16 protein-coding genes are annotated in these 17,961 nt (G+C 71.1%); 6 read left to right on the top strand and 10 right to left on the bottom strand.

From position 1 onward, the window contains the following. The first annotated feature begins 44 nt into the window (after positions 1-44). Positions 45-995: a phosphatase PAP2 family protein gene (locus tag DDW44_RS22425; RefSeq protein ID WP_244224082.1), complete on the top strand. Its 951-nt coding sequence runs from the start codon at positions 45-47 to the stop codon at positions 993-995. Between the two features lie 114 nt (positions 996-1,109). On the opposite strand, the gene DDW44_RS22420 is transcribed toward DDW44_RS22425, so the two are convergent. The 7 genes from DDW44_RS22420 to DDW44_RS22385 all read right to left on the bottom strand — a co-directional run bounded on the left by DDW44_RS22420 (position 1,110) and on the right by DDW44_RS22385 (position 9,273). Next, positions 1,110-1,601, bottom strand: a complete 492-nt coding sequence (locus DDW44_RS22420) for a bifunctional DNA primase/polymerase (RefSeq protein ID WP_108907509.1) — start codon at positions 1,599-1,601, stop codon at positions 1,110-1,112. Between the two features lie 365 nt (positions 1,602-1,966). Continuing rightward, positions 1,967-3,379: an NAD(P)/FAD-dependent oxidoreductase gene (locus DDW44_RS22410; protein ID WP_167455520.1), complete on the bottom strand. Its 1,413-nt coding sequence runs from the start codon at positions 3,377-3,379 to the stop codon at positions 1,967-1,969. 133 nt (positions 3,380-3,512) lie between these two features. Next, positions 3,513-4,325, bottom strand: coding sequence for an ABC transporter permease (locus DDW44_RS22405; RefSeq protein WP_108907507.1), 813 nt, complete (start codon positions 4,323-4,325; stop codon positions 3,513-3,515). Further along, on the bottom strand, positions 4,325-5,260 hold the full coding sequence (locus DDW44_RS22400; RefSeq protein ID WP_017947687.1) for an ABC transporter permease: 936 nt from the start codon (positions 5,258-5,260) through the stop codon (positions 4,325-4,327). Before DDW44_RS22400 ends, DDW44_RS22405 begins: the two co-directional genes overlap by 1 nt. Beyond that, positions 5,257-6,408 carry an ABC transporter ATP-binding protein gene (locus tag DDW44_RS22395; RefSeq protein ID WP_018891826.1) on the bottom strand — a complete coding sequence of 384 codons (1,152 nt, stop codon included), beginning with the start codon at positions 6,406-6,408 and terminating at the stop codon, positions 5,257-5,259. The genes DDW44_RS22400 and DDW44_RS22395 overlap by 4 nt, the downstream gene beginning before the upstream one ends. A 47-nt stretch (positions 6,409-6,455) precedes the next feature. After that, complete coding sequence (locus DDW44_RS22390) at positions 6,456-7,706, bottom strand: polyamine ABC transporter substrate-binding protein (protein WP_108907506.1); 1,251 nt, start codon at positions 7,704-7,706, stop codon at positions 6,456-6,458. Positions 7,707-7,758: 52 nt separating this feature from the next. After that, positions 7,759-9,273: a gamma-aminobutyraldehyde dehydrogenase gene (locus DDW44_RS22385; protein ID WP_108907505.1), complete on the bottom strand. Its 1,515-nt coding sequence runs from the start codon at positions 9,271-9,273 to the stop codon at positions 7,759-7,761. Between the two features lie 174 nt (positions 9,274-9,447). On the opposite strand from DDW44_RS22385, the gene DDW44_RS22380 reads away from it, so the two are divergent. After that, positions 9,448-10,017: an NADAR family protein gene (locus tag DDW44_RS22380; protein ID WP_108907504.1), complete on the top strand. Its 570-nt coding sequence runs from the start codon at positions 9,448-9,450 to the stop codon at positions 10,015-10,017. A 75-nt stretch (positions 10,018-10,092) separates the two neighbouring features. On the opposite strand, the gene DDW44_RS22375 is transcribed toward DDW44_RS22380, so the two are convergent. Then, positions 10,093-10,830, bottom strand: a complete 738-nt coding sequence (locus DDW44_RS22375; protein WP_108907503.1) for a DUF4190 domain-containing protein — start codon at positions 10,828-10,830, stop codon at positions 10,093-10,095. Positions 10,831-10,936: 106 nt separating this feature from the next. Between DDW44_RS22375 and DDW44_RS22370 the strand changes: the two genes are divergently transcribed. After that, positions 10,937-11,962 carry an adenosine deaminase gene (locus DDW44_RS22370; RefSeq protein WP_017947681.1) on the top strand — a complete coding sequence of 342 codons (1,026 nt, stop codon included), beginning with the start codon at positions 10,937-10,939 and terminating at the stop codon, positions 11,960-11,962. Between the two features lie 10 nt (positions 11,963-11,972). Further along, positions 11,973-12,689 (top strand): glycerophosphodiester phosphodiesterase, encoded by a 717-nt coding sequence (locus DDW44_RS22365; protein WP_108907502.1) that lies wholly within the window; start codon positions 11,973-11,975, stop codon positions 12,687-12,689. A 147-nt stretch (positions 12,690-12,836) separates the two neighbouring features. Here DDW44_RS22365 and DDW44_RS22360 read toward each other — a convergent pair whose 3' ends face one another. Then, on the bottom strand, positions 12,837-14,030 hold the full coding sequence (locus tag DDW44_RS22360) for a polyamine ABC transporter substrate-binding protein (RefSeq protein WP_108907501.1): 1,194 nt from the start codon (positions 14,028-14,030) through the stop codon (positions 12,837-12,839). A 209-nt stretch (positions 14,031-14,239) separates the two neighbouring features. After that, entirely contained in the window at positions 14,240-15,679 is a 1,440-nt protein-coding gene (locus DDW44_RS22355) for a gamma-aminobutyraldehyde dehydrogenase (protein ID WP_108907500.1), read from the bottom strand. A gap of 190 nt (positions 15,680-15,869) precedes the next feature. On the opposite strand from DDW44_RS22355, the gene DDW44_RS22350 reads away from it, so the two are divergent. Together DDW44_RS22350 and DDW44_RS22345 are read left to right on the top strand one after the other, a co-directional pair. Next, positions 15,870-16,361: an Lrp/AsnC family transcriptional regulator gene (locus DDW44_RS22350; RefSeq protein ID WP_026281953.1), complete on the top strand. Its 492-nt coding sequence runs from the start codon at positions 15,870-15,872 to the stop codon at positions 16,359-16,361. Then, on the top strand, positions 16,346-17,734 hold the full coding sequence (locus DDW44_RS22345; RefSeq protein WP_425275655.1) for an aspartate aminotransferase family protein: 1,389 nt from the start codon (positions 16,346-16,348) through the stop codon (positions 17,732-17,734). The genes DDW44_RS22350 and DDW44_RS22345 overlap by 16 nt, the downstream gene beginning before the upstream one ends. Positions 17,735-17,961: the final 227 nt, after the last annotated feature.

Raw genomic sequence — 17,961 nt, 5'->3', positions numbered from 1 at the left:
TCCCGCTGTCGGTCCCCCCTCCTGCTGCCGTACGGTTTCCGCAGATGAGAGAAACACCCCGCTCGCAGGAGACTGCGGGCGAATCCAGGGCGTGGCCTCCCCAGCCCCGCTCTGGGCGTGCCCTGGCGCACACCACCGGAGCCTCGTGCTCCGGATCTCCTCTCCGATCGGACGGCCGCCCGCCCCAAACCCCCCGGGGCGCGCGGCGCACCGATCCTCACGGCCGTCCCGGAACCACCCCCCCTGTTCCGGGGCGGCCGTCCTCCTTCCTCCGATCCGGGTTCCTCCGATCCGGGTTCCTCCGATCCGGCTTCCTCCGACCCGGCGGATCCCCCCGGACCGCGTTCCCCGGACTCCCCGGATTCCCGGCATTGCGCGGACCGCGCGGACCGCTGGGCGCCCCCGCCGTCGTCGCGGCCGCGTGCGCCGTCCTCCTCGCCCTGATCACCTGGCAGGTCGTGGCCCACGGTCCGCTGCGCGCGCTGGACGAGCGCGTCGACCGGGCGGTCGTGGGCAGCGGCCCCGCGTACCTCACCGAGTTCCTCGCCGACCTCGGCAACATGCAGGTCGCCCTGCCGGTCCTGGCCGCGGCCGCCGGTCTGGCGCTGCGCCGCCGCCAGTGGGTACCCGCGGCGGCGGTCGCCGTCGCCATGGCCCTGATACCGGCCCTGGTGGCTCCGCTGAAGGCACTGACGGACCGGCCGGGTCCGCTGACCCCGGAGACGGGGTACTTCCCGTCGGGCCACGCCGCGACCGCGCTGGTGGCGTACGCCGGAGCCGCCCTCCTCGTCGGCAGACGGCTGATGCCCGTCGCCGCGCTGCTCACCGTGGCGACGGGCATCGGGCTGGTGCTGCGCGGCCACCACTGGCCGCTGGACGTCCTCGCGAGCTGGTCCCTGTGCGGGGTGCTGCTGGCCGGTGCGGTGGCGGCCTGCTCCAGGGTCGGGAGCCGCCGTACCACCGAAGCGCCCGGCTGCCGAACCGGTCCGGGTTGATCGACCGGGTCTTGGGGCCGCCCCGCACGGCCGGGAGCCGCCGGTCCGGTCCGGCGGGAACCCCGGCGGGAACCCCGGTGGGCCTTCCCGGTCAGCCGCCTTCCCCTGTCGCCGTCATCCCTCCCCCTCGCAGGCGACCAGAGCCGCCGCCTCGTGCATGGCCAGCTCCAGCAGTGCGGGGTCGGTGAGGGTGCCCGACCCGTCCGGGAGAACCAGCCAGCGCACGCCCCCGGCGGTCCGGCCGGGGTACGGGAGCACCACCCAGGCACCGCGCCCCGCGGTGTGCGTACCCGTGGCGACCCACCACTCCGACACTCCCGGCGGCACGAAGAAGCCCATGCGCGGCGCCGTGGCAGGGCCACGGCGGACGGCGCCGAAGTCGGCCAGGACCGGCCCCGGCCGGCCGGTGAGCCGCTTCAGCACGTCCAGCGTCGGCCCGGCGATCCTGCCGGGCAGGACGAGCACGTCCCAGTGCCGGCCCGCCGGGAGCAGCACCAGCCCCCTGGGGTCACTCTCCCACCGCCTGCGCCTGCCCTCGGGGTCGGATGCGGCCGACACCAGCCACTCCACCGCCGCACCGGTCCGCCGGCCCCCGGTTCCCGTCATCTCCCCAGCCTCCGTTTCCGTGCGCCTCGCCGCGTGCGCGGTCCGTGCGTTCACCCGTGGAGAGCGGGAACCGCCCGTGCTATGACGCGGGTTCGGGCAGCCGGTGAAACATGTCCGTCAGGGAGCCGCTACAGCCGGGAGCACCGGGACAGCCGGAAGGACCGGGACGGACGAGGACCGGGACGGACGAGGACCGTAAGGGCGGGGAGTACCCGGAGAGCCGGGACGGCCGGGACGGCCGGGACGGCCGGGACGGCCGGGACAGCCGGAAGCACCGGGAGATCCGGACGTGCTGCGAGGCGGCACGGCAAGGCCGGCGGCCGGGCGCCGGGTGGGCGCGCGGCCGCCGTCCGTACGCGGAGGTGTCAGCTGTCGAATCCGAGGCCGAGCCGGTCCATCGTCCTCAGCCACAGATTGCGCCGGCCGCCGCGGGCGTCCGCCCGGGCCAGCGACCACTTGGTGAGGCCGATTCCGGCCCAGGCCACCGGCTCCGGCGGGAACGGCAGCGGCTTCTTGCGGACCATCGCCAGCTCGGTGCGCTCGGTGCGCTCGCCGTCGAGCAGGTCGAGCATCACATCGCCGCCGAAGCGGGTGGCGCCGACGCCGAGCCCGGTGTACCCGGCCGCGTAGGCGACCTTTCCCCCGTGCGCCGTGCCGAAGAACGCCGAGAAGCGCGAGCAGGTGTCGATGGCACCGCCCCACGCATGGGTGAAGCGCAGGCCTTCCAGTTGCGGGAAGCACGCGAAGAACTGGCCAGCCAGTTTCAGGTACGTCTCCGGCCGGTGGTCCATCTCGGCGGTGACCTTCCCACCGTACGGGTAGACGGCGTCGTAGCCGCCCCAGAGGATCCGGTCGTCGGCGGTGATCCGGAAGTAGTGGAACTGGTTGGCGCTGTCGCCGAGGCCCTGCCGGTTGCGCCAGCCGATCGCCTCGCGCTGGGCGGGCGAGAGCGGCTCGGTCATCAGCGCGTAGTCGTACACCGGCACGGTGTACGGGCGGATCCGCTTGACGAGCGAGGGGAAGACGTTCGTGCCGAGCGCGATCCGCCGGGCGAAGACCCGGCCGTAGGAGGTGCGCACGGCCATGCCGGCGCCCGCGGGGGACAGGTCGAGCGCCCGGGTGTTCTCGTAGATCCGTACACCGAGGTCGAGGCAGGCCCGCTTGAGGCCCCAGGCCAGCCTGGCCGGGTGGAGCATCGCCACCCCCTGACGGTCCCAGAGGCCGCCGAGGAAGGTCGGGGAATCGACCTCGGCGCGCACGGCGTCCCGGTCCAGCAGTTCCAGACCGCCGAAGCCGAGCCGGCCGGCCTCCTCGTGCAGCGCCCGGAGCTCGTCGAGCTGGTACGGCTCGGTGGCCACGTCGATCTCGCCGGTGCGCTCGAAGTCGCAGTCGATGCCGTAGCGGGCGACGGCGGCCTCGATGGCGTCGAGGTTCCGCGCGCCGAGCTCCTCCAGCCTGGCCAGGTCGTCCGGCCAGCGGGCCAGGCCGTTTGCGAGACCGTGGGTCAGGGAAGCGGCGCAGAAGCCGCCGTTTCGGCCCGAGGCGGCCCAGCCCACCTCGCGGCCCTCGACCAGGACGACGTCCCGCCGCGGGTCCCGCTCCTTGGCGAGGAGCGCGGTCCACAGTCCGCTGTAGCCGCCGCCGACGACGAGCAGATCGGTCCTCTCGTCGCCGGTGAGGGCGGGCAGGGCGGCGGGCTTGCCGGGGTCTTCCAGCCAGAAGGGGACGGGCTGGGCGTCGGAGAGTGATGAGGCAAAGGTCATGGCTGCTGGGGCCATGGTTTCCACTCCTTCGTGGCGCTACTCGGTGCTACTCGGTGCTGCATGCTGCTGCCTACCGCTTGCTGTTCGCTGCTTGCCTGCTACCGCTGCTTGCTGCCGCTTGCTGCTGCTCGCCGCTTGCCGCTTGCCGCTACGCGGACTGCGCGGTCTTCCGCCGCCGGCCGCTGATGATCTGACCCGCGACGACGACGATGACGGCGAGGGCGAACATGGCCGTACCGATGACGTTGATCTGGACGGGCGTGCCGCGCTGGGCCGAGCCCCAGACGAACATCGGGAAGGTGACCGTGTTGCCCGAGTTGAAGTTGGTGATGATGAAGTCGTCGAACGAGAGCGCGAAGGCGAGCATCGCGCCCGCGGCGATGCCCGGCGCCGCGATCGGCAGCGTGACCCGCAGGAAGGTCTGCACGGGTCCCGCGTAGAGGTCCTTGGCGGCCTCCTCCAGCCTGGGGTCCATCGACATCACCCGCGCCTTGACCGCCACCACGACGAAACTGAGGCAGAACATGGTGTGCGCGATCAGAATGGTCGTCGGGCCGAGCTCCGCCCCCAGGTTGAGGAAGAGCGTCAGCAGCGAGGCCGCCATGACGACCTCGGGCATCGCCATCGGCAGGAAGATCAGTGAGTTGATCGCCCCGCGGGCCCGGAACCGGTAGCGGACGAGCGCGAAGGCGATCATCGAGCCGAGGACCGTGGCACCGATCGTCGCCCAGAGCGCGATCCACAGCGAGAGGCTGAGCGAGTCGCAGATGCCGGAGACGCCGCACGGGTCCTGCCACGCGTGGGTGGAGAACTCCCGCCAGGAGTAGTTGAAGCGCCCGGCCGGCTTGTTGAAGGAGAACACCATCACGATGATGTTCGGCAGGATCAGGTACGCGAGCGTGAGCAGGCCCGCGATCACCACCAGGTTGCGGCGTATCCACGCCGTCGAGAGTCGCAGCATCAGACGAGATCCTCCGTACCGGCCCGGCGGATGTAGACCGTCACCATGATCAGCACGACGGCCATGAGAATGAACGACAACGCGGCCGCGGTCGGGTAGTCGAGCACCCGCAGGAACTGCGACTGGATGACGTTGCCGACCATCCGGGTGTCGGTGGAGCCGAGCAGTTCGGCGTTGACGTAGTCGCCGCTGGCCGGGATGAAGGTCAGCAGCGTCCCGGAGACGACACCCGGCATCGACAGCGGGAACGTCACCTTGCGGAAGACGGTCGACGGCTTGGCGTACAGGTCTCCGGCCGCCTCGTGGAGCCGCGGGTCGATCCGCTCCAGCGAGGTGTAGAGCGGAAGGATCATGAACGGCAGGAAGTTGTACGTCAGACCGGTGACCACGGCGAGCGGGGTGGCCAGCACCCGGTTCCCCTCGGTCATCCCGAGCCAGCCGGTGACGTCGAGGAAGCCGATGGTGTTGAGCACGTCCACCACCGGTCCGCCGTCCGCGAGGATCGTCTTCCACGCGAGCGTCCGGATCAGGAAGCTGGTGAAGAACGGCGCGATGACCAGCACCAGCAGCAGATTGCGCCAGCGTCCCGCCTTGAACGCGATGAGGTACGCCAGCGGGTAGCCGAGCAGCAGGCACAGGATCGTGGCCGTGCCGGCGTACAGCACCGACCGCAGGAACTGCGGGTAGTACTCGCTGAGCGCGTCCCAGTAGGTCTGGAAGTGCCAGGTGACCTCGAAGCCCTCTTCCAGTGAGCCGGTCTGCACGGAGGTCGACGCCTGGTAGACGAGCGGCAGGGCGAAGAAGACCAGCAGCCACAGGATGCCCGGCAGCAGCAGCCAGTACGGCACCAGCTTGCGGCGCACCGGCTGCTTGCGCGGTACCGGTCCGGTGCCGGCGGGGGCGGGCGAGGCGGGGGGTGCCTCGGTGACGGTCATGCTGTCTCCTCCACCGTCTCCACGCCCGCGTCGATGTCCATGGCGGCGTCGAGGCCGAACGTGTGCTCGGGGTTCCAGTGCAGGACGACCTCGGCGCCGGGGACGAGGCGCGGGTCCCGCTCGATGTTCTGCACGTACACCTCCAGCTCCGGGCAGACCGGGCTGTCGATGACGAACTGGGTGGAGACGCCGATGAAGCTGGAGTCCGCGATCCTGCCGGTGAACCGGTTGCGCCCCTCGGCTATGTCACCGGCGTCGTCGGCGTGCGCCAGGGAGATCTTCTCGGGCCGTACACCGACGAGAAGCTTGCCGCCGGTGCGGGTCGGCGTGGCGCAGCGTGCGGTGGGAAGCCGCAGTTTGGCGTCGGCCGCGGTCACCACGACCTCGCCGCCGGTTGCCTCGGCGACCTCGGCCTCGATGAGGTTGGAGGTGCCGAGGAAGTTGGCGACGAAGGTCGTCTGCGGGTTCTCGTAGAGCTCGGAGGGTGCGCCCAGCTGCTCGACCCGGCCGCCGTTCATGACCGCGACCGTGTCGGCCATGGTCATGGCCTCCTCCTGGTCGTGGGTGACGTGGACGAAGGTGATGCCGACCTCGGTCTGGATGCGCTTGAGCTCCAGCTGCATCTGGCGGCGCAGTTTGAGGTCGAGGGCGCCGAGCGGCTCGTCCAGCAGCAGCACCTGGGGGTGGTTGATGAGCGCGCGGGCGACGGCGACGCGCTGCTGCTGGCCGCCGGAGAGCTGGTGGGGCTTGTGCCTGGCCTTGTCGCCGAGCTGGACGAGCTCCAGCATCTCGTCGACCTGCTTCTTCACGGACTTGATGCCGCGGCGGCGGAGCCCGAAGGCGACGTTCTCGTGGATGGTCAGGTGGGGGAAGAGGGCGTAGCTCTGGAAGACGGTGTTGACCGGGCGCTTGTACGGCGGGAGGTCGGTGACGTCCCGGTCGCCGAGGAAGACGGAGCCGGTGGTCGGGTCCTCCAGTCCGGCGATCATCCGCAGCGTGGTGGTCTTGCCGCAGCCGGAGGCGCCGAGCAGGGCGAAGAACGAGCCCTCGGGGACGGTCAGGTCCAGCGGGTGCACGGCGGTGAACGAGCCGTAGGTCTTGCTGATCCCGGTGAGGCGGACGTCTCCGCCCGCTGTCTTGTCAGTCATGGATCGCGGTCCCAGGTGTCGAGAGGGGAGCAGGGAAGCAGGCAGGGTCAGGCGCCGATGAGCTTGGCGAACTTCTCTTCGTACGCCGTCTCTTCCTCGCTGCTGAGCGAGCGGAAGGCATGGGACTTCGCGGCCATGGCCTTGTCCGGGAGGATCAGCGTGTTCCTGGCGAGTGCCGGGTCGATCTTGGCGAGTTCGGGGCCGACGCCCTCGACCGGGCAGACGTAGTTGATGTAGGCGGCGAGCTGGGCCGCGACCGGGAGCTCGTAGTAGTAGTCGATGAGCTTCTCGGCGTTGGTCTTGTGCCGGGCCTTGGCCGGGACCAGCAGGTTGTCGCTGGAGGTCATATAGCCGGCGTCGGGGACGACGAACTGGATGTCGGGGTTGTCCACCCGGAGCTGGACGAGGTCCCCGGCCCAGGCCAGACAGGCGGCGATGTCGCCCTTGTCCAGGTCCGAGGTGTAGTCGTTGCCGGTGAAGCGGCGGATCTGCCGGGTGTCCACGGCCCGCTGGAGCTTGGCGATCGCCGCGTCGTAGTCGTCGCCGGTGACCTTCCCGGGGTCCTTGCCCATGTCGAGCAGGGTCATCCCGACGGTGTCGCGCATCTCGGAGAGGCAGGCGACCCGGCCGCGCAGCGCCTTGTCCTCGAGGAGCTGGGAGACGCTCTCGACCTTCCGGCCCCCGGTCGCCTTGGCGTTGTACGCGATGACGGTGGAGATGCCGGTCCAGGGGTAGGAGTAGGCCCGTCCGGGGTCCCAGTCCGGGCTGCGGAACTGCGGCGACAGATGGGCGTAGGCGTTCGGCAGGTTGGCGGGGTCGAGCTTCTGCGCCCAGCCGAGGCGGATGATGCGGGCCGCGAGCCAGTCGGTGACGTTGATCAGGTCGCGCCCGGTCTCCTGGCCGGCGGCGAGCTGCGGCCGGATCTTGCCGAAGAACTCGACGTTGTCGTTGATGTCCTCGGTGTAGGCGACGCTGATCCCGGTGCGCTTGGTGAACGCGTCGAGCGTGGGGTGGCTCTTCTCGTCCTCGCTGATGTCGATGTACTGGGTCCAGTTGGAGAAGGTGATCCGCTTCTCCTCGGCCGAGCGGTCGTCGGAGGCCGCGGCCCCTTCGCCCTCGCGCTTGGCGGGCGGGATTCCGCACGCGTTCAGAGCGCCCATGCCGCCTATGGTGAGCGCGCCTATGCCCGTCGCTCGCAGCAGCGAGCGGCGGGACAGCGCGCCCCGGCCACTGCTCAAGCTCCGCCGCATAGCGGCCAGCTGGGCCTCCGAGAGGCGCTCGGGCTGGTACTGCTTCATGCGCTGTGTTGCCTTTCGGGATGGGCCGCCGTCGGTCGTACGGCCGCGGCTGTTATCGGTCTCCGAAGATCGTGCGGTGCCAGTCCTTGCGGACCACCGCGGTGTTGTCGTACATCACATGCTTGACCTGCGTGTACTCCTCGAAGGAGTACATCGACATGTCCTTTCCGAACCCGCTGGCCCGGTAGCCGCCGTGGGGCATCTCGCTGATGATCGGGATGTGGTCGTTGACCCATACGCAGCCCGCCTTGATCTCGCGGGTGGCGCGGCCCGTGCGGTACACGTCGCGGCTCCAGGCGGAGGCGGCGAGGCCGTAGGGGGTGTCGTTGGCCAGCGCGATGCCCTCGTCGTCGGAGTCGAACGGCAGGACCACCAGGACGGGTCCGAAGATCTCGGACTGCACGACCTCGCTGTCCTGCGCGGCGCCCGCGATCAGCGTGGGCAGGTAGTAGGCGCCCTTCTCCAGGTCGCCGCCGGGGGCCCTGCCGCCGGTGACGACGGTGGCGTACGAGCGGGCCCGGTCGACGAAGCCGGCGACCCGGTCGCGCTGGGTGTGCGAGACGAGCGGGCCGAGGTCGGTCGCCGGGTCGAAGGGGTCGCCGAGCCGTACGGTCGCCATCAGGTCGGCGACCCCGGCGACGAAGGCGTCGAACAGCGGGCGCTGGACGTAGGCGCGGGTGGCCGCGGTGCAGTCCTGGCCGCTGTTGATCAGTGCGCCGGCGACGGCCCCGTGGACGGCGGCGTCGAGGTCCGCGTCGTCGAACACGACGAACGGGGCCTTGCCGCCGAGCTCCAGGTGGAGCCGCTTGACGGTGGCGGTGGCGACCTCGGCGACCCGCTTGCCGACGGGCGTCGAGCCGGTGAACGACGTCATGGCGACGTCGGGGTGGCCGACCAGGTGCTCGCCCGCCTCCCTGCCGGTGCCGGTGACGATGTTGAGGACGCCGTCGGGGACGCCTGCCTCGGTCGCGGCCTGGGCGAACATCAGCGAGGTCAGCGGGGTGATCTCGGCGGGCTTGAGGACGATGGTGTTGCCCGCGGCGATGGCGGGGAGGACCTTCCAGGCGGCCATCTGGAGGGGGTAGTTCCAGGGCGCGATGGACCCGACGACGCCGATCGGCTCGCGGCGTACGTACGACGTGTGGTCACCGCTGTACTCGCCCGCGGACTGGCCCTGGAGATGGCGGGCGGCCCCGGCGAAGAACGCGGTGTTGTCGACGGTTCCGGGGACGTCGAACTCGCGGCTCAGCTTGATCGGCTTCCCGCATTGGAGCGATTCCGCCTGGGCGAGGTCCTCGGCCTGCTCGGCGAGCACGGACGCGAACCGGTGCAGGGCGTCGGAGCGCTCGCCGGGCGTCGCGCCCGCCCAGCCGGGGAACGCCGCCCGGGCCGCGGCGACGGCGGCGTCGACGTCCTCGGTGCCCGCCAGGTCGTGGCTGAGCACCTGCTCCCCGGTGGCGGGGTTTACGATTGCGTGACTATGTCCCGATGTGCCGGGGCGCAGCCTTCCATCGATGTACTGTGCGCCGCCCTTGAGGCGGTCCTGCACCTGGAAGCGGTTGCCCATGACGCTCTCCGTAGCTCCAGATCGAAGTGAGTGCCGATCCTGACAGAGGCAGAGTTCCCCAACAAGTGATTCCGTAGTTGCCTTTTGGTTACGCGACGGATTCGGTCGACCATGTGTCGCGTTAGCAGGGAAATCCCGTACGGACTGTCAGTGGCGGCTGCCAGACTCACGTGCATGGAGATCATCGACGTATCGGTCGAGAAGCTGACAGAGCGGATCAGCAGGGGTGAACGGGTCGCATATCTGCACTTCTGGGGACACCGGCCGGGGCCCGGCGGTGCCGTGGGCGCCGGTTGCCTGAGCCAGTGGTGGCCGGCGCCGTTCACCGTGGACGGAATCGAGTATGCGACGGCCGAGCACTGGATGATGGCCCGCAAGGCCCGCCTCTTCGGTGACGGGGAGGCCGAGGCTAAGGCCGTGGCGGCCGCGGGCCCCGCCCAGGCGAAGAAGGTGGGCCGGCTGGTGCGCGGCTTCAGCGACGCGACCTGGGAGCGGGAGCGCTTCGGCATCGTCGTCGAGGGGAACGTCCACAAGTTCTCACAGCACCCGGAGGAGGCCGCGTTCCTGCTGGGCACCGGGGAGCGCGTGCTGGTGGAGGCGAGCCCGATGGACCGCATATGGGGCATCGGCCTCGCGGCGGACGACGAGCGGGCGCACGACCCGGCCCGCTGGCGCGGGCTGAACCTGCTGGGCTTCGCGCTGATGGAGGTCCGGGAGCGGCTGAGGACGGGCCGGACGGAGTGAGGCGTCCCGCCCGGACGGGTCCGGGACGGGCGCTCCGCGGCGGGCGGGACCGGGCGGCGCGGGGGGCCGCCCGGTTCAGCGCGTCGCCGTGGCCACGGTGAGTGACGCCGACCAGGGATCCTCGTCGGACCCGTCGCGGAACTCCGGATCGTTGGCCATCGCCCAGATCAGGAAGCCGAGGAACGCCGCACCGACCAGGACGCCGACGGCACCGAGGATGATCCCGGCGAGTGCCATCCCGCCGTTGTTCGCCTCGCCGCGCCGCGCACGGGCTCGCCCGATGAAGCCGAAGATCAGTGCCAGGACGCCGAGGATGATCCCGAGGCCGTACAGGCAGAACCCGGCGACGGCGACGATGCCGAGGACCAGCGCGGTGATCCCCATGCCGTTCGCCGGGGCCGGTGCCCAGCCGCCACTGCCGTAGCCGGGATAGCCCGGGTATCCGGTGTGGCCGCCGTACGGCCAGCCCGCCGAGCCGCCGTAGGTGCCTCCCGGCCCTCCGGCGGGATGGCCGTACGGGCCCGGCGGGGTCTGCCCGGGTCCGCCCGGGGCGACCGGCGGCGGGGGTACGGCACCCCCCTGGTGTCCGGCGCCCGCCCCGGCGCCGGGAGCCGCGAAGGGATCACCGCCCGGCACGGAGGTGACCGTCGGCTGGTCGTGGGCACCGGGAGGGCCGCCATGCGGCGTGCCTCCGCGGCCGCTGCCGCTCCCCTTGCGCAAGTCCACCCCGTCCTGCGGGGTGCGGCGCTCCGGCGGAGCCCACGGATCCTCCTGGCCGTTCCCGTCCGGCCGCCGCTCGCTCTGGTCCGACATGAGCCTCCCCCATCGTGGTCCTGTCATGCTACGGGCCCGCTCCACGCGCACCCGCCCCGCTTACGATGATCCCTGACCGGTACGGACAGCACACGCGGAGGACCCGGTGACCGATCTGCTTCCCTTCATCGAGGGCCTTCCCAAGGCCGAGCTCCACGTCCACCACGTGGGCTCGGCGTCACCGCGGATCGTGTCCGAGCTGGCGGCCAGGCACCCGGACTCCCAGGTCCCGATCGACCCGGCGGCGCTCGCCGAGTACTTCTCCTTCACCGACTTCGCGCACTTCATCGAGGTCTATCTGTCGGTCGTGGACCTGGTCCGCACCCCCGACGACGTCCGACTGCTGACGTTCGAGGTCGCCCGGGACATGGCCCGGCAGAACATCCGGTACGCGGAGCTCACCGTGACCCCGTTCAGCTCGACCCGCCGCGGCATCCCCGAGCAGGGGTTCATGGAGGCGATCGAGGACGCCCGCAAGGCGGCCGAGGCCGAACTGGGCGTCCTGCTGCGCTGGTGCTTCGACATCCCCGGCGAGGCGGGCCTCGACGCCGCCGAGGAGACCGCCCGGCTCGCCGTCGACCTGCGCCCCGAGGGGCTGGTGTCGTTCGGTCTCGGCGGGCCCGAGATCGGCGTGCCCCGGCCGCAGTTCAAGCCGTACTTCGACCGCGCCATAGCCGCCGGTCTGCGGTCCGTTCCGCACGCCGGCGAGACCACGGGCCCGCAGACCGTCTGGGACGCACTGCACCACCTGCGGGCCGAGCGCATCGGCCACGGCACCAGTGCCCCGCGGGACCCGGAACTGCTGGCGCACCTCGCCGAGCACCGGATCCCGCTGGAGGTCTGCCCGACCTCCAACATCGCCACCCGGGCCGTCGCCACGCTCGACGAGCACCCCATCAGGGAGATGGTCGCGGCCGGCGTGCTCGTCACCGTCAACAGCGACGATCCGCCGATGTTCGGGACCGACCTCAACAACGAGTACGCGGTGGCCGCCCGGCTGCTGGACCTCGACGAGCGGGGCGTGGCCGCCCTCGCGAAGAACGCCGTGGAGGCGTCGTTCCTCGACCCGGCGGGCAAGGCGCGGATCGCCGGCGAGATCGACGCGTACACCGAGCAGTGGCTCGCGAAGTGAGGCACGGCCGGTGCGCGGTGTCACGGCCGTAGGGCATCGCGGCGACCCGTACGTCGCACGCGAGAACACCCTGCCCTCGCTGCGGGCGGCGATCGACCGGGGCGCGGACGCCGTCGAGGTCGACGTCCGGCTGACCCGTGACGGTGTACCCGTGCTGCTCCACGACGACACCCTCCGGCGCCTGTGGGGCCACGACCTGCCGCTGACCCGGCTCTCCCACGCCCAGCTCACCGAGCTGACCGGCGGCGGGGTGCCCACCCTCGCCGCGGCGCTGACCGCGGCCGGCGGCCACCGCCTGATGCTGGACCTGCCGGGGGCGGACGAGGCGTCCGTGCGCACGGTCGTCGGCGCGGTCCACGAGGGCGGCGCCGCCGACCGGGTGTACTACACGGGCGGTCCCGCCGGCATGCTGGCGGTCCGGGACGCCGACCCGGGCGCGGAGATCGCGCTGACCTGGACCACACTCGCGCCGCCGCGTCCCGTGCTGCTCGCGTCGCTGAGGCCGCGCTGGCTCAACTACCGCTTCGGGCTGGTGAGCCGGGAACTGGCGGAGGAGGTCCACGCGAGCGGCTATCTGCTCTCGGCGTGGACGGCGGACACCCGCGGGGCCATGCGCAGACTCGTGGGCTGCGGAGTCGACTCGATCACCACCAACCGGGTGGACGCGCTGACCCGTGTCCTCGCCGGGCCCCGGACGGGCGAGGACCGGCGGCGGCGGAGGGCGTGAACGGGCCGCGGGCGGCGGCCGGGACCGGATCCGCCCCCGTGCCCGCACCCGCACCCGCACCCGCACCCGCACCCGCACGGCGACGCCCTCAGGGCCGCTCCGGAGCCGTGCCCGGCGTGGGCCCACCGCGCACGGGCCGAAGCCGGGCTACAGCCCCACGATCCCGTTCCATCGCTTCGCGAAGTCCCGCCGCTCCGCGGAGGTGATGTCGCGGGCGATCGCCAGCCGCCGCCGCATGGCGGCGTCGGGGAAGATCAGCGGGTCCTCGGCCAGCGCGGCGAGTTCCGCGTCACCGGACCCGGCGAGGACGTCGCGGGCCGCGGGCACCGGGCAGACGTAGTTGACCCAGGCGGCGAGTTCGGCCGCGACCTCGGGTTCGTAGTAGTAGTCGACGAGGGCTTCGGCGTTCCTCTTGTGCCGGGCGAGGTTGGGGATCATCAGGGACTCCGCCCAGAGCTCGGCGCCCTCCTCCGGCACCACGAACGCGATGTCCGGGTTGTCGGCCTGGAGCTGGATGACGTCGCCCGAGTAGGCCTGGCAGGCGAGGACGTCTCCGGAGGAGAGGTCCTTGACGTAGTCGTTGCCGGTGAAGCGGCGGATGTGCCCGCGCCGTACCAGCTCTTCCACCTGGTCGCACACGGTGTGGAAGTCGTCGGGGGTCCAGCGCGTGACGTCCACGCCGTTGCCCTGCATCAGGAGGGCGAAGGACTCGTCCAGCCCGGACAGCAGGGTGACCCTTCCCCTGAGGTCGGCGGCCCACAGGTCCGCGGTGCTCCGCAGCTCGCGGCCCAGGCGGGCGCGGTTGTACGCGATGCCGGTGATCCCGGACTGCCAGGGCACGCTGTGCCGCCGACCGGTGTCGAAGGCGGGCGAGCGCAGCTGGGGGTCCAGGTGCTCGGCGACGTTCGGCTGGCGGGCGCGGTCCATCTCCTGCACCCATCCCAGGCGTACGAAGCGGGCGGCCATCCAGTCGCTGACGACGACGAGGTCCCGCCCGGTGGCCTGATGGTTCATCAGAGCCGGGCCGATCTTGCCGAAGAACTCGTCGTTGTCGTTGATCTCCTCGGTGTAGCGGACCGAGATCCCGGTGCGTTCGGTGAAGGCGTCGAGGGTGGGGCGCCGGGAGGCGCCCTCCCCGTCGGTGTCGATGTAGAGCGGCCAGTTGGCGAAGTCGAGGGTGCGCTCGCGGCCGGAGAGGTCGCGCCCGGCGCGGTCGGCGGGCCGTACGTAGGCCGGGGGCACCCCGCAGCCGGCGAGCGTGAGTCCCGCGGCTCCGGCCGCGGCGGCGCCCAGTCCGCGCAGCACGGAGCGCCGGGGCAGGGGGCGGGACGTACCGGGCATCGGCGCTCTCTTCGGCTTGGCGGGCACGGTCCGCAGGATGCCGGGCCGGCGGATCGGGCGGCAATGGACGGTCCGTCGAGCGGGAGGCCGGGGCGCCGACACCCTGTCGAGGGCCCGTCTGCGGCTCCGGGCATGCCCGAGGCCACCGGGGCGATGCCCCGGTGGCCTCGGGCGGTGCGGCGGGAGGCGTGCGCCGCCCGCCGGTCGGGCTACGCGTCGAGGGACGTCATCACGTGCTTGATGCGCGTGTAGTCGTCGAAGCCGTACGCCGACAGGTCCTTGCCGTAGCCGGACTTCTTGAAGCCGCCGTGCGGCATCTCGGCGACCAGGGGGATGTGGGTGTTGATCCACACGCAGCCGAAGTCCAGCACCTTGGACATGCGCATCGCGCGGGCGTGGTCCTTCGTCCAGACCGACGACGCGAGGGCGTACTCCACGCCGTTCGCGTACTCGACGGCCTGGGCCTCGTCGGTGAAGGACTGGACCGTGATGACCGGGCCGAAGACCTCCTTCTGCACGATCTCGTCGTCCTGCTTGAGGCCGGAGACGACCGTCGGGGCGTAGAAGTAGCCCTTGTCGCCGACGCGCTGGCCGCCGGCCTCGACCTTCGCGTGGGCCGGGAGCCGGTCGATGAAGCCGGAGACCTGGTTCAGCTGGTTCTCGTTGTTGAGCGGGCCGAACAGCACGTCCTCGTCGTCGGGCATGCCGGTCTTGGTCTCCTGGGCGGCCTTGGCCAGCGCGCTCACGAACTCGTCGTGGATGGACTCGTGCACCAGTACGCGGGTCGCGGCCGTGCAGTCCTGGCCGGCGTTGAAGAAGCCGGCGACGGAGATGTCCTCGACGGCCTTCGCGATGTCGGTGTCCTCGAACACGACGACCGGCGCCTTGCCTCCCAGTTCCAGGTGCACCCGCTTGAGGTCCTTCGACGCCGACTCCGCGACCTGCATGCCGGCCCGTACCGAACCGGTGATGGAGGCCATCGCCGGGACCGGGTGCTCGACCATCATCCGGCCGGTGTCGCGGTCGCCGCAGATGACGTTGAAGACGCCCTTCGGCACGATCGAGCCGATGATCTCGGCGATCAGGACGGTGGAGGCGGGGGTGGTGTCGGACGGCTTGAGCACCACGGTGTTGCCGGCGGCGAGGGCCGGGGCGAACTTCCACACCGCCATCATCATCGGGTAGTTCCACGGGGCGACCTGCGCGCAGACGCCGACCGGTTCACGGCGCACGATGGAGGTCAGCCCCTCCATGTACTCGCCCGCCGAGCGGCCCTCCAGCATCCGGGCCGCGCCCGCGAAGAAGCGGATCTGGTCGACCATGGGGGGGATCTCTTCGCTGCGGGTGAGCCCGAGCGGCTTGCCGGTGTTCTCCGACTCGGCCGCGATCAGCTCCTCGGCCCGCTCCTCGAACGCGTCCGCGATCTTCAGCAGCGCCTTCTGGCGCTCGGCCGGCGTGGTGTCGCGCCAGCCCGGGAACGCCGCGGCGGCGGCGGCCATGGCGGCGTCCACGTCCGCCTGGCCGGACAGCGGGGAGGTCGCGTACGCCTCGCCCGTGGCCGGGTTGACCACCTCGATGGTCCGCCCGTCAGCGGCGTCCCGGAACTCTCCGTCGATGTAATTGCGCAGACGACGCAGTTCGGTGGTCACAGCCACCCCTCCTCAGATGTCCGATGGGTGAGACACCCCCACACTACGCGGCCCAGGCTAGCCCGACGAGCGACGCTTTCGACAGACCCGACACCGCTCGACTTCGAAATCGGTGACATTTCAATCGCTGAACAACGAATTTCATCGCTCAGAGGTTGCAGAATCTACGACTCCGGTGCACAGTGTGCTCGTGGCAAGTCGAAGCGCAGACTCCAGGACCGCGGGTGGCACCTCCCCCACGATCGATGCCGTCTCCCTGGCGATCATCGAGCAGTTGCAGGAGGACGGACGCCGTCCCTACGCCGCGATAGGCAAGGCCGTGGGCCTGTCCGAGGCGGCCGTCCGGCAGCGCGTCCAGAAGCTGCTCGACCAGGGCGTGATGCAGATCGTCGCCGTCACGGACCCGCTCACCGTGGGCCTGCGGCGCCAGGCGATGGTCGGGATCAACGTCGAGGGCGACCTGGACCCGGTGGCGGACGCGCTCACCGCCATGTCCGAGTGCGAGTACGTCGTCATGACGGCGGGCTCGTTCGACCTGATGGTGGAGATCGTCTGCGAGGACGACGACCACCTGCTTGAAGTGATCAACCGGCGCATCCGCACCCTCCCCGGTGTGCGCTCCACCGAGAGCTTCGTCTACCTCAAGCTCAAGAAGCAGACCTACATGTGGGGAACCCGATAGCCGTGAGCAAGGACCGCAGCGACCTCTCCAAGTCCGCCTACGACCACCTGTGGATGCACTTCACCCGCATGTCGTCGTACGAGAACTCCCCCGTGCCCACCATCGTGCGCGGTGAAGGCACCTACATCTACGACGACAAGGGCAAGCGCTACCTCGACGGCCTCGCCGGCCTGTTCGTGGTCCAGGCGGGCCACGGCCGCCGGGAGCTGGCCGAGGTGGCCGCCAGGCAGGCCGAGGAACTCGCCTTCTTCCCCGTGTGGTCCTACGCCCACCCGAAGGCCGTCGAACTCGCCGAGCGGCTCGCGGGCGAGGCCCCCGGCGACCTCAACAAGGTCTTCTTCACCACCGGCGGCGGCGAGGCGGTCGAGACCGCCTGGAAGCTCGCCAAGCAGTACTTCAAGCTCACCGGCAAGCCGACCAAGTACAAGGTGATCTCCCGCGCGGTCGCCTACCACGGCACCCCGCAGGGCGCCCTGTCCATCACCGGCCTGCCGGGGCTGAAGGCCCCGTTCGAGCCGCTGGTGCCGGGTGCGCACAAGGTCCCGAACACCAACATCTACCGCGCGCCGCTGCACGGCGAGGACCCCGAGGCCTTCGGCCGCTGGGCCGCCGACCAGATCGAGCAGCAGATCCTCTTCGAGGGCCCCGACACCGTCGCCGCGGTCTTCCTGGAGCCGGTGCAGAACGCCGGCGGCTGCTTCCCGCCCCCGCCAGGGTACTTCCAGCGGGTCCGCGAGATCTGCGACCAGTACGACGTACTGCTGGTCTCCGACGAGGTCATCTGCGCCTTCGGTCGCCTCGGCAAGACCTTCGCCTGCGACAAGTTCGGCTACGTACCGGACATGATCACCTGCGCCAAGGGCATGACCTCGGGCTACTCCCCGATCGGCGCCTGCATCGTCTCCGACCGGCTCGCCGAGCCGTTCTACAAGGGCGACAACACCTTCCTGCACGGCTACACCTTCGGCGGCCACCCGGTCTCCGCTGCCGTCGGCCTCGCCAACCTCGACCTGTTCGAGCGCGAGAAGCTCAACCAGCACGTCCTGGACAACGAGGGCGCCTTCCTCTCCACGCTCCAGAAGCTGCACGACCTGCCGATCGTCGGCGACGTCCGCGGCAACGGCTTCTTCTACGGCATCGAACTCGTGAAGGACAAGAGCACCAAGGAGTCCTTCAACGAGGAGGAGACCGAGCGGGTCCTCTACGGCTTCCTCTCCAAGGCGCTGTTCGACGCCGGCCTGTACTGCCGTGCCGACGACCGCGGCGACCCGGTCGTCCAGCTCGCCCCGCCGCTGATCTCCACCCAGGAGACCTTCGACGAGATCGAGCAGATCCTGCGCGGTGTCCTCACCGAGGCCTGGTCGAAGCTGTAGGACCGCCGGTACCGGACCACACCGGCCGCCGGGTGGCGTGCCCTCGCCGCCCGGCCGCCGGCCCTCGCGGCCCGGACGCCTCCCTTCGGGTGAGAAGGGAGGCGTCCGGGCCGCGTGCCGTACCCGTACCCGGCCCGGAGTCCCTACGGTGCTGTGACCGATCGGCATCGGGACCGTTCGCCCGTGCGGCGGAACGGAGCCCACGGATCTGAACCGAGGTGCACGCC

The sequence above is a fragment of the Streptomyces tirandamycinicus genome (assembly GCF_003097515.1).
GTDB classification, from domain to species: domain Bacteria; phylum Actinomycetota; class Actinomycetes; order Streptomycetales; family Streptomycetaceae; genus Streptomyces; species Streptomyces tirandamycinicus.
Note: the sequence above shows the minus strand (reverse complement) of the source record. Positions and strands in the feature narration are given on the sequence as shown.